The 17,326-nt window shown below is 53.6% G+C and carries 15 protein-coding genes; 14 read left to right on the forward strand and 1 reads right to left on the reverse strand.

Annotated features, from left to right (window positions below; all coding sequences use genetic code 11):
* The first annotated feature begins 24 nt into the window (after positions 1-24).
* From mioC to FHN83_RS11595, 12 genes are all read left to right on the forward strand, one after another.
* Positions 25-474, forward strand: a complete 450-nt coding sequence (gene mioC, locus FHN83_RS11540) for an FMN-binding protein MioC (RefSeq protein WP_039032208.1) — start codon at positions 25-27, stop codon at positions 472-474.
* A gap of 373 nt (positions 475-847) precedes the next feature.
* On the forward strand, positions 848-2,737 hold the full coding sequence (gene mnmG / locus FHN83_RS11545) for a tRNA uridine-5-carboxymethylaminomethyl(34) synthesis enzyme MnmG (RefSeq protein ID WP_138370945.1): 1,890 nt from the start codon (positions 848-850) through the stop codon (positions 2,735-2,737).
* A 105-nt stretch (positions 2,738-2,842) separates the two neighbouring features.
* Positions 2,843-3,466, forward strand: a complete 624-nt coding sequence (gene rsmG, locus FHN83_RS11550; RefSeq protein WP_139563876.1) for a 16S rRNA (guanine(527)-N(7))-methyltransferase RsmG — start codon at positions 2,843-2,845, stop codon at positions 3,464-3,466.
* 615 nt (positions 3,467-4,081) lie between these two features.
* On the forward strand, positions 4,082-4,462 hold the full coding sequence (gene atpI, locus FHN83_RS11555) for a F0F1 ATP synthase subunit I (RefSeq protein WP_139563877.1): 381 nt from the start codon (positions 4,082-4,084) through the stop codon (positions 4,460-4,462).
* Between the two features lie 8 nt (positions 4,463-4,470).
* On the forward strand, positions 4,471-5,286 hold the full coding sequence (gene atpB / locus FHN83_RS11560; protein WP_039032212.1) for a F0F1 ATP synthase subunit A: 816 nt from the start codon (positions 4,471-4,473) through the stop codon (positions 5,284-5,286).
* A 49-nt stretch (positions 5,287-5,335) separates the two neighbouring features.
* Positions 5,336-5,575, forward strand: coding sequence for a F0F1 ATP synthase subunit C (atpE, locus tag FHN83_RS11565; RefSeq protein WP_000429386.1), 240 nt, complete (start codon positions 5,336-5,338; stop codon positions 5,573-5,575).
* 52 nt (positions 5,576-5,627) lie between these two features.
* Positions 5,628-6,098 (forward strand): F0F1 ATP synthase subunit B, encoded by a 471-nt coding sequence (gene atpF, locus FHN83_RS11570; protein ID WP_032615498.1) that lies wholly within the window; start codon positions 5,628-5,630, stop codon positions 6,096-6,098.
* A gap of 14 nt (positions 6,099-6,112) precedes the next feature.
* Positions 6,113-6,646, forward strand: a complete 534-nt coding sequence (atpH, locus tag FHN83_RS11575; RefSeq protein WP_039032213.1) for a F0F1 ATP synthase subunit delta — start codon at positions 6,113-6,115, stop codon at positions 6,644-6,646.
* 12 nt (positions 6,647-6,658) lie between these two features.
* A complete protein-coding gene (atpA, locus tag FHN83_RS11580; protein ID WP_139563878.1) occupies positions 6,659-8,200 on the forward strand; it encodes a F0F1 ATP synthase subunit alpha in 1,542 nt (513 codons plus the stop codon).
* Positions 8,201-8,250: 50 nt separating this feature from the next.
* On the forward strand, positions 8,251-9,114 hold the full coding sequence (gene atpG / locus FHN83_RS11585) for a F0F1 ATP synthase subunit gamma (protein WP_139563879.1): 864 nt from the start codon (positions 8,251-8,253) through the stop codon (positions 9,112-9,114).
* Between the two features lie 26 nt (positions 9,115-9,140).
* Entirely contained in the window at positions 9,141-10,523 is a 1,383-nt protein-coding gene (gene atpD / locus FHN83_RS11590; protein WP_039032216.1) for a F0F1 ATP synthase subunit beta, read from the forward strand.
* A gap of 20 nt (positions 10,524-10,543) precedes the next feature.
* Positions 10,544-10,963, forward strand: coding sequence for a F0F1 ATP synthase subunit epsilon (locus FHN83_RS11595; protein ID WP_039032217.1), 420 nt, complete (start codon positions 10,544-10,546; stop codon positions 10,961-10,963).
* A gap of 340 nt (positions 10,964-11,303) precedes the next feature.
* Here FHN83_RS11595 and FHN83_RS11605 read toward each other — a convergent pair whose 3' ends face one another.
* Complete coding sequence (locus tag FHN83_RS11605) at positions 11,304-13,394, reverse strand: right-handed parallel beta-helix repeat-containing protein (RefSeq protein ID WP_139563881.1); 2,091 nt, start codon at positions 13,392-13,394, stop codon at positions 11,304-11,306.
* 343 nt (positions 13,395-13,737) lie between these two features.
* On the opposite strand from FHN83_RS11605, the gene glmU reads away from it, so the two are divergent.
* Together glmU and glmS are read left to right on the forward strand one after the other, a co-directional pair.
* Positions 13,738-15,105 (forward strand): bifunctional UDP-N-acetylglucosamine diphosphorylase/glucosamine-1-phosphate N-acetyltransferase GlmU, encoded by a 1,368-nt coding sequence (glmU, locus tag FHN83_RS11610; protein WP_139563882.1) that lies wholly within the window; start codon positions 13,738-13,740, stop codon positions 15,103-15,105.
* 189 nt (positions 15,106-15,294) lie between these two features.
* Entirely contained in the window at positions 15,295-17,124 is a 1,830-nt protein-coding gene (gene glmS, locus FHN83_RS11615; protein ID WP_139563883.1) for a glutamine--fructose-6-phosphate transaminase (isomerizing), read from the forward strand.
* The last annotated feature ends 202 nt before the right edge of the window (positions 17,125-17,326 follow it).

Consider the following 17,326-nt stretch of genomic DNA (forward strand, 5'->3'; position numbering starts at 1 on the left):
CCTGTTTATCTGAGCGAGCGATCAATGGCGGACATTACTCTTATTAGCGGCAGCACCCTTGGCGGCGCTGAATATGTCGCGGAACACCTGGCCGAAAAGCTGGAAGACGCAGGCTTTTCTACTGAAACGCTGCACGGACCGTTATTAGAGGATCTCCCGCTCGACGGGATCTGGCTGTTGATCACCTCCACGCACGGCGCGGGCGATCTTCCGGATAACCTTCTTCCTTTATATGAAGAGTTAAAAGAGCAGCAGCCTGACCTGGCGAACGTCCGCTTCGGCGCCATCGGCATTGGCAGCCGGGAGTACGATACCTTCTGCGGTGCGGTTGAGAAGGTTGAGACCGAACTGAAGTCCTGTGGGGCTCAACAGATCGGTGAAACGCTGAAGATCAACATCCTCGATCATGATATTCCGGAAGATCCAGCGGAACTTTGGCTGGCTGAATGGAAAAATTTACTCAAAAACGATTAAAGATCGTGCGATCAGATGTGGATAACTCTGGTTAAAACCTTGGATCAACCGGTAGTTATCCCAAGAACAACCCTTGATGACTTTTTGTGCTGTGTATAACATCGCGATCTGATCCCAGCTTATACGTTGCAGGATCACCGATCATTCACAGCAAACGATCCTCTCTAAGCACATGATCTTCTTTGGGAGATCCGGCTTATCCACAGAAACCCGCGATCCTAATAAGAGATCACAATAAAACAGATCTCTAAATAAAAAGATCTTCTTTTTAATAGCCAGGATCCCAGTGCTTTCTCGATCGACTAAAGTTGAGTAGAATCCACGGCCCGGGCTTCAATCCATTTTCTTACCGCTTTACGCGAGGCAGACCACCATGTTTTATCAGGATCCTTTTGACGTCATTATCATTGGCGGGGGTCATGCAGGCACCGAGGCCGCAATGGCCGCGGCGCGAATGGGTCAACAGACCCTGCTTTTGACACACAATATCGACACGCTAGGACAGATGTCCTGTAATCCGGCGATTGGCGGCATTGGGAAAGGACACCTGGTAAAAGAAGTGGATGCACTTGGCGGCCTGATGGCAACCGCGATCGATCATGCGGGCATCCAGTTTAGGATACTAAACGCGAGCAAAGGCCCCGCCGTTCGTGCGACCCGGGCTCAGGCCGACCGCGTGCTCTATCGCCAGGCCGTACGTACCGCACTGGAGAACCAGCCTAACCTGATGATCTTCCAGCAGGCGGTTGAGGATCTGATTGTTGAAAACGATCGTGTTGTCGGCGCCGTGACCCAGATGGGTCTGAAGTTCCGTGCCAAAGCCGTCGTGCTGACCGTCGGGACTTTCCTCGATGGCAAAATTCATATTGGACTGGACAACTACAGCGGTGGCCGTGCTGGCGATCCGCCGTCTATTCCGCTTTCGCGCCGTCTGCGCGAGCTGCCGCTGCGCGTCAGCCGCCTGAAAACCGGTACGCCGCCGCGTATCGACGCCCGTACTATCGATTTCAGCGTGCTGGCTCAACAGCACGGTGATAACCCGATGCCGGTCTTCTCGTTCATGGGCAACGTGGATCAACACCCGCGCCAGGTGCCGTGCTATGTCACGCACACCAACGAGAAAACCCATGACGTGATCCGCAGTAACCTCGATCGCAGCCCGATGTATGCCGGTGTGATCGAAGGGATCGGCCCACGTTACTGCCCGTCGATCGAAGACAAAGTGATGCGCTTTGCCGATCGTAACCAGCACCAGATTTTCCTGGAGCCGGAAGGGCTGACCTCCAACGAGATCTACCCGAACGGTATCTCCACCAGCCTGCCGTTCGACGTGCAGATGCAGATCGTCCGCTCCATGCAGGGGATGGAAAATGCGAAGATCGTCCGTCCGGGCTATGCCATTGAGTATGACTTCTTCGATCCGCGCGACCTGAAGCCGACCCTGGAGAGCAAATTTATCCAGGGGCTGTTCTTCGCGGGCCAGATCAACGGCACCACCGGTTACGAAGAGGCCGCCGCGCAGGGACTGCTGGCCGGTCTGAACGCCGCGCGCTTCTCTGCCGAGAAAGAGGGCTGGGCGCCGGGTCGTTCTCAGGCTTATCTGGGCGTGCTGGTGGATGACCTCTGCACCCTGGGTACCAAAGAGCCGTACCGCATGTTTACCTCTCGCGCGGAATATCGTCTGATGCTGCGTGAAGATAACGCCGACCTGCGCCTGACCGAAATCGGTCGCGAGCTGGGTCTGGTGGACGATGCCCGCTGGGCGCGCTTCAACGAGAAGCTGGAGAACATCGAGCGCGAACGTCAGCGCCTGAAGTCGACCTGGGTCAACCCAACTGCCGAGTCTGTAGACGAAGTGAATGCTCACCTGTCTGCGCCGCTGTCGCGTGAAGCCAGCGGGGAAGATCTGCTCCGTCGTCCGGAAATGACCTACGACCAGCTGATCCAGATGACGCCATTCGCGCCGGGTCTGGAGGACGTTCAGGCTGCTGAGCAGGTTGAAATCCAGGTGAAATACGAAGGCTATATCGCCCGTCAGCAGGATGAGATCGAGAAACAGCAGCGTAACGAGAGCACGATCCTGCCGGCCACGCTGGATTACCGCCTGGTTAACGGCCTCTCTAACGAGGTGATCGCCAAGCTGAATGACCATAAACCGTCGTCCATCGGTCAGGCATCGCGTATTTCAGGCGTCACGCCTGCGGCTATCTCCATTCTGCTGGTGTGGCTGAAAAAACAGGGTATGCTGCGCCGCAGCGCATAATGTGTAAAATTGCCCGGTGGCGCTGAGCTTACCGGGCCAACAGAACTCCGTAGGGCGGGTCTGCGTAGCGCCACCCGCCAACACCTATCTCAACAGGTATTCACCGTGCTCAACAAACTCACTCGACTGCTGGATCAAGCCGGTATTTCGCTCACCGATCACCAGAAAAATCAGCTGGTGGGGTATGTCGACATGCTGAACAAATGGAACAAGGCCTACAACCTTACTTCGGTTCGTGACCCGAACGAGATGCTGATTCGTCACATCCTCGACAGCATCGTGGTGGCGCCGCATCTCAAAGGTGAGCGTTTTATTGATGTGGGTACTGGTCCGGGCCTGCCTGGCATTCCGCTCTCTATCGTGCGTCCTGAGAGCCATTTCACGCTGCTGGACAGCCTGGGTAAGCGCGTACGCTTCCTGCGCCAGGTTCAGCATGAGCTGAAGCTGGAAAATATTCATCCGGTGCAGAGCAGGGTAGAGGAGTTTCCCGCCGAGCCGCCGTTTGACGGCGTGATCAGCCGGGCCTTTGCCTCACTTGATGACATGATTAGCTGGTGTAAGCACCTGCCTGCGGAAAATGGTCGCTTTTATGCCCTGAAAGGCGTGTTACCGGAAGATGAGATTGCGCAGATGCCTGAAGGCTTTGTGGTTGAGGACGCGATCAAATTGCACGTTCCGCAGCTGGAAGGTGAGCGTCATCTGGTGATAGTTAAGCCAAACAATTTTTAAAAATATAATAAAAAATGTGGAATTTGTGCTGTTCTTAGTATGTTAAAAATTACGCGGCAGGCTAAGAAATAAACAGCACTAATTTAACCGCTTTTTTACTATGGATTTTCTTTGGGTTAACCAGGGCCTGTAGTTAACCCAAAATATAATAAACCATGAAAATATCAGCTTGCTAAAAGTAGGTCAGAGTAACCAGATTGTAATGTTAAATATTTATTAAAAATGTCAATAAAAGGTTTTTGTTGTATACAGGGCTGTTTTGAGAATAGTTGCTGAAATTAATCTTTAATATCAAAAAGATGAAATATAAAGATTTACTGCTTTGATTTATTCGACCTTATCGTAAATGTGTATTTTGTGATCTCGTGCACGCTTTATCGTCAACGTTTCCGCGTTGTTTGCAGTTTTCACGTCTCATTCTTCGTTTGTCGAAAAGTTAAGAAATAGCGCCGGGGAAAAATATTTAAACATTTATTCACCTTTTCGCTACTTATTGTTTGAAATCACGGGGACGCACCGTATAATTTGTCCGCTTTTTGCTGCTTGACTCTGAGCCCTAAAGGACGTTTTATACGACACGCGACATACCTCGAAGTGAGCAGGAGTAAAAACGTGATGTCAGTGTCGCTCTTGAGTCGAAACGTTGCTCGTAAGCTTCTGTTCATTCAGTTTCTGGCGGTGATAGCAAGCGGATTGCTGTTCTGCCTCAAAGACCCCTTCTGGGGCATCTCTGCGGTAAGCGGAGGTTTGGCAGTGGTTGTGCCAAACATGTTGTTTATGATTTTTGCCTGGCGTCATCAGGCGCATACACCTGCCAAAGGCCGCGTGGCCTGGTCCTTCGCCCTCGGCGAAGTGTGTAAGGTGTTGCTGACCTTTGCCCTTCTGGTGGTGGTGCTGGCGGTTTTTAAAGTGGTATTTTTGCCGCTGATAGTGACGTGGGTTTTGGTGCTGGTGGTACAAATTCTGGCGCCAGCTGTAATCAATAACAAAGGGTAAAAGGCATCATGGCTTCAGAAAATATGACGCCGCAGGATTACATAAGTCACCATCTGAACAACCTTCAGTTGGACTTACGTACATTCTCGCTGGTGGATCCGCATAACCCCCCAGCCACCTTCTGGACGATTAATATCGACTCCATGTTCTTCTCGGTGGTACTGGGTCTGTTGTTCCTGGCCATTTTCCGCGGCGTTGCGAAACGTGCGACCAGCGGCGTTCCAGGGAAATTCCAGACGTTCATCGAAATGATCATTGGCTTCGTCCACGGTAGCGTCAAAGACATGTACCACGGCAAGAGCAAGGTGATTGCACCGCTGGCGCTGACCGTCTTTGTCTGGGTCTTCCTGATGAACCTGATGGACCTGCTGCCGATCGACCTGCTGCCGTTTATCGGCGAGCATATCTTCGGTCTGCCTGCCCTGCGTGTGGTGCCGTCTGCTGACGTGAACATCACCCTGTCTATGGCACTGGGCGTATTCATCCTGATTCTTTTCTACAGCATCAAAATGAAAGGCGTAGGCGGCTTCGTGAAAGAGCTTACCTTGCAGCCGTTCAACCACTGGGCGTTTATTCCGGTCAACCTGATCCTGGAAGGCGTTAGCCTGCTGTCCAAACCGATTTCCCTCGGTCTGCGACTGTTCGGCAACATGTATGCGGGTGAGCTGATTTTCATTCTGATCGCGGGTCTTCTGCCGTGGTGGTCACAGTGGGTTCTGAATGTGCCATGGGCCATTTTCCACATCCTGATCATTACGCTGCAAGCCTTTATCTTCATGGTTCTGACGATCGTCTATCTGTCGATGGCGTCTGAAGAGCACTGATTCTTTACCAACACTACTACGTTTTAACTGAAACAAACTGGAGACTGTCATGGAAAACCTGAATATGGATCTGCTGTACATGGCTGCCGCTGTGATGATGGGTCTGGCGGCTATCGGTGCTGCGATCGGTATCGGCATCCTCGGGGGCAAATTCCTGGAAGGCGCAGCGCGTCAACCGGATCTGATTCCTCTGCTGCGTACTCAGTTCTTTATCGTTATGGGTCTGGTGGATGCTATCCCGATGATCGCTGTAGGTCTGGGTCTGTACGTGATGTTTGCTGTCGCGTAGTAAGTCGTTTAAACCCTAAGCCACAGTTGTAAATTTAAAGAGGTATTGTGCTGTGAACATGAACGCAACAATCCTCGGCCAGGCCATCGCGTTTGTTATCTTTGTCTGGTTCTGCATGAAGTATGTATGGCCGCCTTTAATGGCTGCCATCGAAAAACGTCAGAAAGAAATTTCTGACGGTCTGGCTTCTGCAGAACGCGCTAAGAAAGATTTGGACCTTGCACAGGCCAACGCGACCGACCAGCTGAAAAAAGCGAAAGCGGAAGCCCAGGTAATCATCGAGCAGGCGAACAAACGTCGTTCTCAGATCCTGGACGAAGCGAAAGCTGAAGCAGAACAGGAACGTACTAAAATCGTGACACAAGCGCAGGCAGAAATTGATGCCGAGCGTAAACGTGCTCGCGAAGAGCTGCGTAAGCAGGTCGCGATTCTGGCTGTTGCTGGCGCCGAGAAGATCATCGAACGTTCCGTGGATGAAGCTGCTAACAGCGACATCGTGGACAAACTTGTCGCTGAACTGTAAGGAGGGAGGGGCTGATGTCTGAATTTGTTACGGTAGCTCGCCCCTACGCCAAAGCAGCTTTTGACTTTGCTATCGAACACCAAAATGTCGATCGCTGGCAGAACATGCTGGCGTTTGCCGCTGAGGTAACGAAAAACGAACACATGGCTGAGATGCTTTCTGGCGCCCTGGCGCCTGTAACCCTCGCCGATTCGTTCATCGCCATTTGCGGTGAGCAGCTGGACGCCAACGGCCAGAACCTGATTCGGGTAATGGCTGAAAATGGTCGTCTGAAAGCGCTCCCGGATGTTCTCGAGCAGTTCGAGCACCTGCGTGCCCTCAGTGAAGCCACCGTTGAAGTTGATGTAACTTCTGCGACTGAACTGAGTAACGAACAGCTTGCGAAAATCACCGCCGCGATGGAAAAACGTCTGTCACGCAAAGTGAAGCTGAATTGCAATATCGATAAGTCTGTAATGGCGGGCGTAATCATCCGAGCGGGTGATATGGTCATTGATGGCAGCGTACGCGGCCGTCTTGAGCGCCTTGCAGACGTCTTGCAGTCTTAAGGGGACTGGAGCATGCAACTGAATTCCACCGAAATCAGCGAACTGATCAAGCAGCGCATTGCTCAGTTCAGTATTGTGAGTGAAGCTCACAACGAAGGTACTATTGTTTCTGTAAGCGACGGTGTTATCCGCATCCACGGCCTGGCCGATTGTATGCAGGGTGAAATGATCTCCCTGCCGGGTAACCGTTACGCTATCGCACTGAACCTGGAGCGCGACTCCGTAGGTGCAGTTGTGATGGGTCCGTATGCTGACCTCGCCGAAGGCATGAAGGTTAAGTGTACTGGCCGTATTCTTGAAGTTCCAGTTGGCCGTGGCCTGCTGGGTCGCGTGGTGAACACCCTGGGTGCGCCAATCGACGGTAAAGGCCCGGTTGATAACGATGGCTTCTCGCCAATCGAAGTTATCGCACCAGGCGTAATCGACCGTCAGTCCGTCGACCAGCCGGTTCAGACCGGTTATAAATCCGTCGACGCCATGATCCCAATCGGCCGTGGCCAGCGTGAGCTGATCATCGGTGACCGTCAGACCGGTAAAACCGCGATGGCAATCGATGCGATCATCAACCAGCGCGATTCCGGCATCAAATGTGTGTACGTGGCTATCGGCCAGAAAGCGTCCACCATTTCTAACGTGGTTCGTAAACTGGAAGAGCACGGCGCGCTGTCCAACACCATCGTTGTTGTGGCGACCGCTTCTGAATCTGCTGCACTGCAATACCTGGCACCGTATGCCGGTTGCGCAATGGGCGAATACTTCCGTGACCGCGGTGAAGATGCACTGATCGTTTATGATGACCTGTCTAAACAGGCCGTTGCTTACCGTCAGGTTTCCCTGCTGCTCCGTCGTCCACCAGGACGTGAAGCATTCCCGGGCGACGTATTCTATCTGCACTCCCGTCTGCTGGAGCGTGCATCCCGCGTTAACGCGGAATACGTTGAGAACTTCACCAAAGGTGCAGTGAAAGGCCAAACCGGTTCTCTGACCGCGCTGCCAATCATTGAAACCCAGGCGGGTGACGTTTCTGCGTTCGTTCCGACCAACGTAATCTCCATTACCGATGGTCAGATCTTCCTGGAAACCAACCTGTTTAACTCCGGTATTCGTCCGGCGGTTAACCCGGGTATCTCCGTATCCCGTGTTGGTGGTGCAGCGCAGACCAAGATCATCAAGAAACTGTCCGGTGGTATCCGTACCGCGCTGGCACAGTATCGTGAACTGGCAGCGTTCTCCCAGTTTGCATCCGACCTTGACGATGCAACCCGTAAACAGCTTGACCACGGTCAGAAAGTGACCGAACTGCTGAAACAGAAACAGTATGCCCCGATGTCAGTCGCACAGCAGGGTCTGGTACTGTTCGCAGCAGAACGTGGTTATCTGGGGGATGTAGAACTGGCGAAAATCGGTAGCTTCGAAGCCGCTCTGCTGGCTTACGCTGACCGTGACCATGCTTCACTGATGCAAGAGATTAACCAGTCCGGTGGCTATAACGACGAAATCGAAGGCAAGCTGAAGAGCCTGCTCGATTCCTTCAAAGCAACCCAGTCCTGGTAACGTCTGGCGGTCTGTCTTAGGGCAGACCGCAAGGCATTGAGGAGAAGCTCATGGCCGGCGCAAAAGAGATACGTAGTAAGATCGCAAGCGTCCAGAACACGCAAAAGATCACTAAAGCGATGGAGATGGTCGCCGCTTCCAAAATGCGTAAATCGCAGGAGCGTATGGCGGCCAGCCGTCCTTATGCAGATACCATGCGCAAAGTGATTGGTCACCTTGCGAGCGGTAATCTGGAATATAAGCACCCTTACCTGGAAGAACGCGACGTTAAGCGCGTGGGCTACCTGGTGGTGTCGACCGACAGTGGTTTGTGCGGCGGCTTGAACATTAACCTGTTCAAAAAGCTGCTGGCGGATATGAAAGCTTGGTCCGATAAAGGCGTTCAGAGCGATATCGCGATGATCGGCTCTAAGGGCGTCTCTTTCTTTAATTCCGTAGGTGGCAATATTGTCGCCCAGGTGACCGGTATGGGTGATAACCCGTCCCTGTCCGAACTGATCGGCCCGGTTAAAGTGATGTTGCAGGCCTATGATGAAGGCCGTCTGGACAGGCTGTACGTTGTCAGCAACAAATTTATTAACACCATGTCTCAGGCTCCGACCCTCACTCAGCTGCTGCCGTTACCGGCGTCAGACGAGCCAGAGTTGAAGCATAAATCCTGGGATTACCTGTATGAACCGGATCCAAAACCGCTGCTGGATACCCTGCTGCGTCGTTATGTTGAATCCCAGGTTTATCAGGGCGTGGTAGAAAACCTGGCCAGCGAGCAGGCCGCACGTATGGTGGCGATGAAAGCCGCGACCGACAATGGCGGCAGCCTGATTAAAGAGCTGCAGTTGGTATACAACAAAGCTCGTCAGGCCAGCATTACTCAGGAACTCACCGAGATCGTCGGTGGTGCATCCGCGGTATAACCAGGTTAATTCGTAGAGGATTCAAGATGGCTACTGGAAAAATTGTCCAGGTAATCGGCGCCGTGGTTGACGTCGAATTCCCTCAGGATGCCGTACCGCGCGTGTACGATGCTCTTGAGGTTCAGAATGGTAATGAGAGCCTGGTGCTGGAAGTTCAGCAGCAGCTCGGCGGCGGTATCGTGCGTACCATCGCCATGGGTTCTTCCGACGGTCTGCGTCGTGGTCTGGAAGTTAAAGACCTCGAACACCCAATCGAAGTACCAGTAGGTAAAGCAACCCTGGGTCGTATCATGAACGTCCTGGGTCAGCCGATCGACATGAAAGGCGATATCGGCGAAGAAGAGCGTTGGGCTATCCACCGCGCAGCACCTTCCTACGAAGAGCTGTCAAGCTCTCAGGAACTGCTGGAAACCGGCATCAAAGTTATCGACCTGATGTGTCCGTTTGCGAAGGGCGGTAAAGTTGGTCTGTTCGGTGGTGCGGGTGTAGGTAAAACCGTAAACATGATGGAGCTGATCCGTAACATCGCGATCGAGCACTCCGGTTACTCCGTGTTTGCAGGCGTGGGTGAGCGTACTCGTGAGGGTAACGACTTCTACCACGAAATGACCGACTCCAACGTTCTGGACAAAGTATCCCTGGTTTACGGCCAGATGAACGAGCCACCTGGAAACCGTCTGCGCGTTGCGCTGACCGGTCTGACCATGGCTGAGAAGTTCCGTGACGAAGGTCGTGACGTACTGCTGTTCGTTGACAACATCTACCGTTATACCCTGGCCGGTACGGAAGTATCCGCACTGCTGGGTCGTATGCCTTCTGCGGTAGGTTATCAGCCAACGCTGGCGGAAGAGATGGGTGTTCTTCAGGAACGTATCACCTCTACTAAAACCGGTTCTATTACCTCCGTTCAGGCGGTATACGTACCTGCGGATGACCTGACTGACCCATCTCCAGCAACCACCTTTGCTCACTTAGATGCAACCGTGGTACTGAGCCGTCAGATCGCGTCTCTGGGTATCTACCCGGCCGTTGACCCGCTGGACTCCACCAGCCGTCAGCTGGATCCTCTGGTTGTTGGTCAGGAACACTACGACACCGCGCGTGGCGTACAGTCCCTGCTGCAGCGTTATCAGGAACTGAAAGACATCATCGCCATCCTGGGTATGGATGAACTGTCTGAAGAAGACAAACTGGTGGTAGCACGTGCGCGTAAGATCCAGCGCTTCCTGTCCCAGCCGTTCTTCGTAGCAGAAGTATTTACCGGTTCCCCGGGCAAATACGTTGCGCTGAAAGACACCATCCGTGGCTTTAAAGGCATCATGGAAGGCGAATACGATCACCTGCCGGAGCAGGCGTTCTATATGGTGGGTTCCATCGACGAAGCCGTGGAAAAAGCCAAAAAACTTTAACGCCTTAATCGGAGGGTGATATGGCAATGACTTACCACCTGGACGTCGTCAGCGCAGAGCAACAAATGTTCTCTGGTCTGGTCGAGAAAATCCAGGTAACGGGTAGCGAAGGTGAACTGGGTATTTTCCCGGGTCACGCCCCGCTGCTCACCGCCATTAAGCCTGGTATGATCCGCATCGTTAAACAGTTCGGTCATGAAGAGTTTATCTATCTGTCTGGCGGCATTATTGAAGTGCAGCCTGGCAGCGTGACCGTACTGGCTGATACCGCAATTCGTGGCCAGGATCTCGACGAAGCGCGAGCTCTGGAATCGAAGCGTAAAGCAGAAGAGCACATTAAGAGCTCTCATGGCGACGTGGATTACGCTCAGGCGTCTGCAGAGCTGGCCAAAGCGATCGCGAAACTGCGCGTTATCGAGTTGACCAAAAAAGCGATGTAACACCGGCTTGAAAGTACGAAAGCCAGTCTGGTCTCCAGACTGGCTTTTTTTATGGTTCCGTTTCACTAAATCTGAAACTAAAACGATGTTTTATTATTTTGTGATTTACGTCACAAAAAGATTGATCGGCGAAATGGTCAGGAGTAGACTTCGTTTTGTGATGAATATCACAAAACTGAACTCCAAAAATATCAGGATGCCATCATGAAAACCATCAACAAAATCATCGCCCTTTTCAGCAACATGAACGTCTCTTTCGGTACGTTCAATAACTAAGTGCTGATATGCCGGGTGGCGCCACGCTTACCGTAGTGTGATAAGCGAAGCGCCTCTCTGGCGATTACATTTTTACCTGCGTTTTATCCAGTTCCTTCCCGTCACTGTTCACGCTTTTACCCTTCGCAATAAAGTAGTTGGTGTTATCAACGGTTCCCACCACCGCATCGTCATACTCGCCTGGCTTATTACGAATCGACAGGTTGCCGGTAAAGATTCCCTGGGTTGAGACATCTCCGTACGGGCTCGGGCGGAAGATATAGTTGAAGCGCTGGTTATCCACAGCGATGTTGTTCTCCACCACCAGCTTGCCGGGGTTAAAGTTATCGGTGAAACCGTCCAGGTGATTGCCCGTGGCTTTGCTGTTGCGGATCTGGTGCGCCACCGGCTGCCCTTCCCCGCCGAGCTTAAAGCCGTTACTGGTGTTATTGCTGGCCACCGAGTTCTCGATCACCACCACGCCGTTTGCGCCATCTTCAATCTTGTTGAACAGATCAAAACCGTCGTCGATATTATCGTGGGCATAGCAATGCTCCAGCCGGTTACCTTCCCCGACCCGCATCTTCACCGCAAAGCCATCGGCGTTAATCTTGCCGGGATCCTCATTGGCATAAGATTCGGAATCCACGACCCGGTTGTAGCTCGCCCATAGTGGCCGGCCGATCTTCTCCGGAGAGGAGATCTGGATCCCGGTGTCGTCATTGCGGTATGCCGTGACGCGCTCGATCAGGTTATGGCTGCCCTGGACGCGCAGGCTTTTCCCGGTGACGTCGATACCCTTGATATGCCAGTAGCTGGCATCCAGCAGCAGACCGTGGATCACCACTTTCCCGTCAGCCTCCAGCGTTTTGAGCTTGTCGTGGGTGCCGCTGGCAGAGAGCGGGATTTCGCTGCGCGGGTAATCGCCGCTTTTTAGCATCAGTTTGCCGCCGGGTGCCACCAGCGTGATGGCGGTGGCGAGATCCAGTGGCGCATCGGCTGTGCCTTTCGCATCTGCTTTTCCTTCCGGGGCGACGTACAGCAGCGCCGTATCTCTGTCCGCAACGCGTTCCACGGTAAGTTGCTGATTTACGGATTTTCCGTCAGCAGGGGTGAAGGTCAGCGTAAAGGTGCTGGTCTGCTCGACGCGGGCTGGCAGGGTATACATCTCACCCGCTTTCACCGCTTTCTCATTACCGATCACCACTTCGTTTTGTCTTACGCTGAATACCCCGTCCTCATTGGCCCGGGCCTGCAGCAGATAATCTGACGAAGTACTCACGGTGCCGGACGCCAGCTGCACCACGACCGGCAGCGGCTCTGCCTGCCAGGGCGCGGAAGGCACGGTATGGGCGCTGGTGGTGGTCAGCGAGGCGTTAGTCACCGTAATTTTGGCATTGCGGGACGCAAAGAAGCCGACGTAATAGTGATCCTTGTTTTGCACCGAAATCAGGTCGGCGCGCGGCACGCTCTTGCTGACCCAGGCGTCGCTGTCCAGCGGAGCCCAGGCGGTAATAAACCCGTCGTCGGTTCGCTGGAGTTTGAGACGAAACTCTGGTGTCTGGCTCAGGTCCACCTCTTCCTTGTAACTCTGTTTTTTAATCGCGGCCCCGGCATCTCCCCAGGGATGGCTGATCCCCTCCCGGGTGATGGCCTGCAGCTTCACCCGCTGATGATCTTTTTTATCCTGGGTCATGATGGCGTTCATCACCTGGTTCGATGCCGCCGGGAACTCTTCATAGCCGGTTTTCAGCGGCTCCTGACGCGGGTTGCCGAGGACATCGCGTACCAGCAGCCCGGCGCCTTCCTGCGCGGCGGGTTTTGCGCCGTTCTCCGGTCCAAACTGGTCGACCCGAATATTGGCCTGCAACACGAAATTCTCGCTCGCAGGTAACTCGGTATAGAAAAAGGTTAATCCGTCGTGGGAGTTGGCGATTTTGCCGCCCCGACTTTCCAGGGTAATGGCTTTTGTCAGATCGGCGCTCTCCTGCACGGAAAGCTTTTTCCCGTCGATGGTGACATCGTTAGTGCCGATTTTTTCGGGCAGGACGTTCGAGGAAAAATTCAGATCCGTTGATTGCCCAAAGGCAATGGCTTTCCAGACATGCGGTTGTTCCGTTGCCATCGCGGAAAAGGCGCTACACATCATCAGGGCCAGAGGTATTGTAGACTTCATCTTATTCTCCTGAGTAATAATTGAGCGCTATTATTATCAGAATAAAACGGTGTTTCTTTTTTACGCGTCACACATTTCGATAATTAAAACAGCGTTTTGGTTACGGAAGGCTTTATTTCTGCAGCGAAAAAATCACTAACGTGTTGTGAGGGCTGGAGACTTCGCTAAAGGAGGCTATATTTCACAGGCAAAGCCCCTTAATTTGCGGTAAAAAGAACCTTTATAACGCCCGAAGCAGGCGACATTGCGCGCTTTACCACCACTCCATTTTATGGCGCAAAATATGTAGAATTTTCAACGCCAAAGGGTTTTACTTTTCACTCAAATTACAGTCAGGACGTGTATGTTGAACACTGCAATGAGCGTGGTCATTCTTGCCGCAGGCAAAGGCACCCGCATGTATTCCGATCTTCCTAAAGTGCTGCACACCCTGGCAGGGAAAGCGATGGTGCAGCATGTTATTGATGCCGCTAATGAAATGGGCGCGAGCCAGGTGCATCTGGTTTACGGCCACGGCGGCGATCTGCTGAAGCAGACGCTGCGTGATGACAAGCTCAATTGGGTGCTGCAGGCTGAACAGCTGGGTACCGGCCACGCCATGCAGCAGGCTGCCCCGTTCTTCTCCGACGACGAAGACATTCTGATGCTCTACGGCGACGTGCCGCTGATCTCCGTCGAGACGCTGGTTCGCCTGCGTGCCGCGAAGCCGCAGGGCGGCATTGGTCTGCTGACCGTCAAGCTGGACGATCCGTCCGGGTATGGCCGTATCACGCGTGAAAACGGCAAAGTGACGGGCATTGTCGAGCATAAAGATGCCACCGATGCGCAGCGTGAAATCCAGGAAATTAACACCGGTATACTGATCGCCAACGGCGCAGACATGAAGCGCTGGCTGTCGCAGTTGAACAATAACAACGCCCAGGGCGAGTTCTACATCACCGATATCATCGCGATGGCGTATCAGGAAGGGCGTGAGATCGTTGCCGTTCATCCGGCGCGCATCAGCGAAACGGACGGCGTGAATAACCGCCTCCAGCTTTCCCGTCTTGAACGTATTTACCAGTCCGAGCAGGCTGAAAAACTGCTGCTGGCTGGGGTTATGCTGCGCGATCCGTCGCGTTTCGATCTGCGTGGGGTGCTTAACCACGGGCGCGACGTCGAAATCGATACTAACGTTATTCTGGAAGGCAACGTAACGCTGGGTAACCGCGTCAAAATCGGTACTGGTTGCGTGATCAAAAACAGCGTGATTGGCGATGACTGCGAAATCAGCCCGTACAGCGTGGTGGAAGATGCCCATCTGGAAGCCGCCTGCACCATCGGGCCTTTTGCCCGTCTGCGTCCGGGCGCTGAGCTGCTGGAAGGCGCACACGTCGGCAACTTCGTTGAAATGAAAAAAGCGCGTCTGGGCAAAGGCTCCAAAGCCGGGCACCTGACCTATCTGGGTGATGCGGAGATCGGCGACAACGTCAATATTGGCGCGGGTACCATCACCTGTAACTACGATGGCGCAAACAAGTTTAAAACCATCATCGGTGACGATGTGTTTGTAGGTTCAGATTCCCAGCTGGTGGCGCCAGTGACCATCGGTAAAGGGGTCACCATTGCCGCCGGGACCACCGTCACCCGCAATGTGGCGGATAACGAGCTGGTGATCAGCCGTGTGCCGCAGGTGCACAAGCAGGGCTGGAAACGTCCGGTGAAGAAGTAAGATTTTTGTAGGCCTGATAAGGCGTAGCTGCATCAGGCAGACAGGGTTGAGGGGATAACATAATCCCCCGCCCAAAGGCAGTAACTAAAAATATAACCCCACTCTCTACAAGGCTCGGGGCGCCCGTAAAAAGGGCAAAACAGGTCAGCGACAACGCATGGCATAATGCCAAAATCAGGAAATCTAACTATGTGTGGAATTGTTGGCGCAGTCGCGCAGCGTGATATTGCTGAAATCCTTCTCGAAGGGTTACGTCGTCTGGAGTACCGTGGTTATGACTCTGCCGGTCTGGCAGTGGTGGATGCCGAAGGGAATATGGCCCGTCTGCGTCGTCTCGGTAAAGTAAACATGCTGGCGCAGGCCGCAGAAGAGAACCCGCTGCACGGTGGTACAGGCATTGCCCATACCCGCTGGGCGACCCACGGTGAACCTTCGGAAGGCAACGCGCACCCGCACGTCTCTGAACACATTGTGGTGGTGCATAACGGCATCATTGAAAACCACGAACCGCTGCGCGAAGCGCTTACCGAGCGTGGTTATACCTTCGTCTCTGAAACCGACACCGAAGTGATCGCCCACCTGGTTCACTGGGAGCTGGAGCAGGGCGGTACGCTGCGTGAAGCCGTCCTGCGCGCCATCCCACAGCTTCGCGGCGCCTACGGCACCGTGATCATGGACAGCCGCGATCCGTCCACCCTGCTGGCAGCCCGCTCTGGCAGCCCGATGGTGATTGGTCTGGGGATGGGTGAGAACTTTATCGCTTCCGATCAGCTGGCGCTGCTGCCGGTAACCCGTCGCTTCATCTTCATGGAAGAGGGTGATATTGCGGAAGTGACCCGTCGCGACGTTAAAATCTTTGATAAATCTGGCGCGCCGGTAAAACGTCAGGATATCGAATCCAACCTGCAGTACGACGCGGGCGACAAAGGCGCTTACCGTCACTACATGCAGAAAGAGATTTACGAACAGCCGAACGCCATCAAAAACACCCTGACCGGGCGCATCAGCCACGGTGAAGTGGATCTGAGCGAGCTGGGCGCTAACGCCAACGAAATGCTGGCAAACGTTGAGCACATTCAGATCGTGGCCTGCGGCACCTCCTACAACTCCGGTATGGTTTCCCGCTACTGGTTCGAAGCCCTGGCAGGCGTACCCTGTGATGTGGAGATCGCCTCCGAATTCCGCTATCGCAAATCGGCCGTGCGTCGTAACAGCCTGATGATCACCCTGTCCCAGTCCGGCGAAACGGCTGATACCCTGGCGGCGCTGCGTCTGTCTAAAGAGCTGGGTTATCTGGGCTCGCTGGCAATCTGTAACGTGCCGGGCTCCTCGCTGGTGCGTGAATCCGACCTGGCGCTGATGACCAAAGCCGGCACCGAAATCGGCGTGGCCTCCACCAAAGCGTTCACCACCCAGCTGACGGTACTGCTGATGCTGGTGGCGAAACTGGCCCGTCTGAAAGGCCAGGATGCGGCGATTGAGCATGACATCGTTCATGGTCTCCAGGCGCTGCCAAGCCGTATTGAGCAGATGCTCTCCCAGGACAAGCGCATTGAAGCTCTGGCGGAAGATTTCTCCGACAAGCATCACGCTCTGTTCCTCGGACGTGGCGATCAGTATCCGATTGCCCTGGAAGGCGCGCTGAAGCTCAAAGAGATCTCCTATATCCACGCAGAAGCCTATGCGGCAGGCGAGCTGAAGCACGGCCCGCTGGCGCTGATCGACGCGGATATGCCGGTTATTGTTGTGGCACCGAATAACGAACTGCTGGAAAAACTGAAGTCCAACATCGAAGAAGTGCGTGCCCGTGGCGGTGTGCTGTATGTCTTCGCCGATAGCGATGCCGGCTTTACCAGCAGCGACAACATGCACATCATCGAGATGCCGCATGTGGAAGAGGTGATTGCGCCAATCTTCTATACCGTTCCGCTGCAGCTGCTGGCCTACCACGTCGCGCTGATCAAAGGCACCGACGTCGACCAGCCGCGTAACCTGGCGAAGTCCGTGACCGTAGAGTAATCCCTTCAGGCTCCACCTTCGGGTGGAGCTTTTTTATCCGCTTTATCCCGCCTTTTTTAATGACAAACTGTCATCTTCAGCTAACTTTTTCAGTGTCACAGAAAGAAAATTTTTCTGAAATCTTAATGTCATAATGATGCTCAAGATACTGATATTAAAGAGTTATTTTAATATTCCCAAAGCGAAATTCTCGCTGTCATAA

It is taken from the genome of Leclercia adecarboxylata, from assembly GCF_006171285.1.
Classification (GTDB): Bacteria; Pseudomonadota; Gammaproteobacteria; order Enterobacterales; family Enterobacteriaceae; genus Enterobacter; species Enterobacter barmai.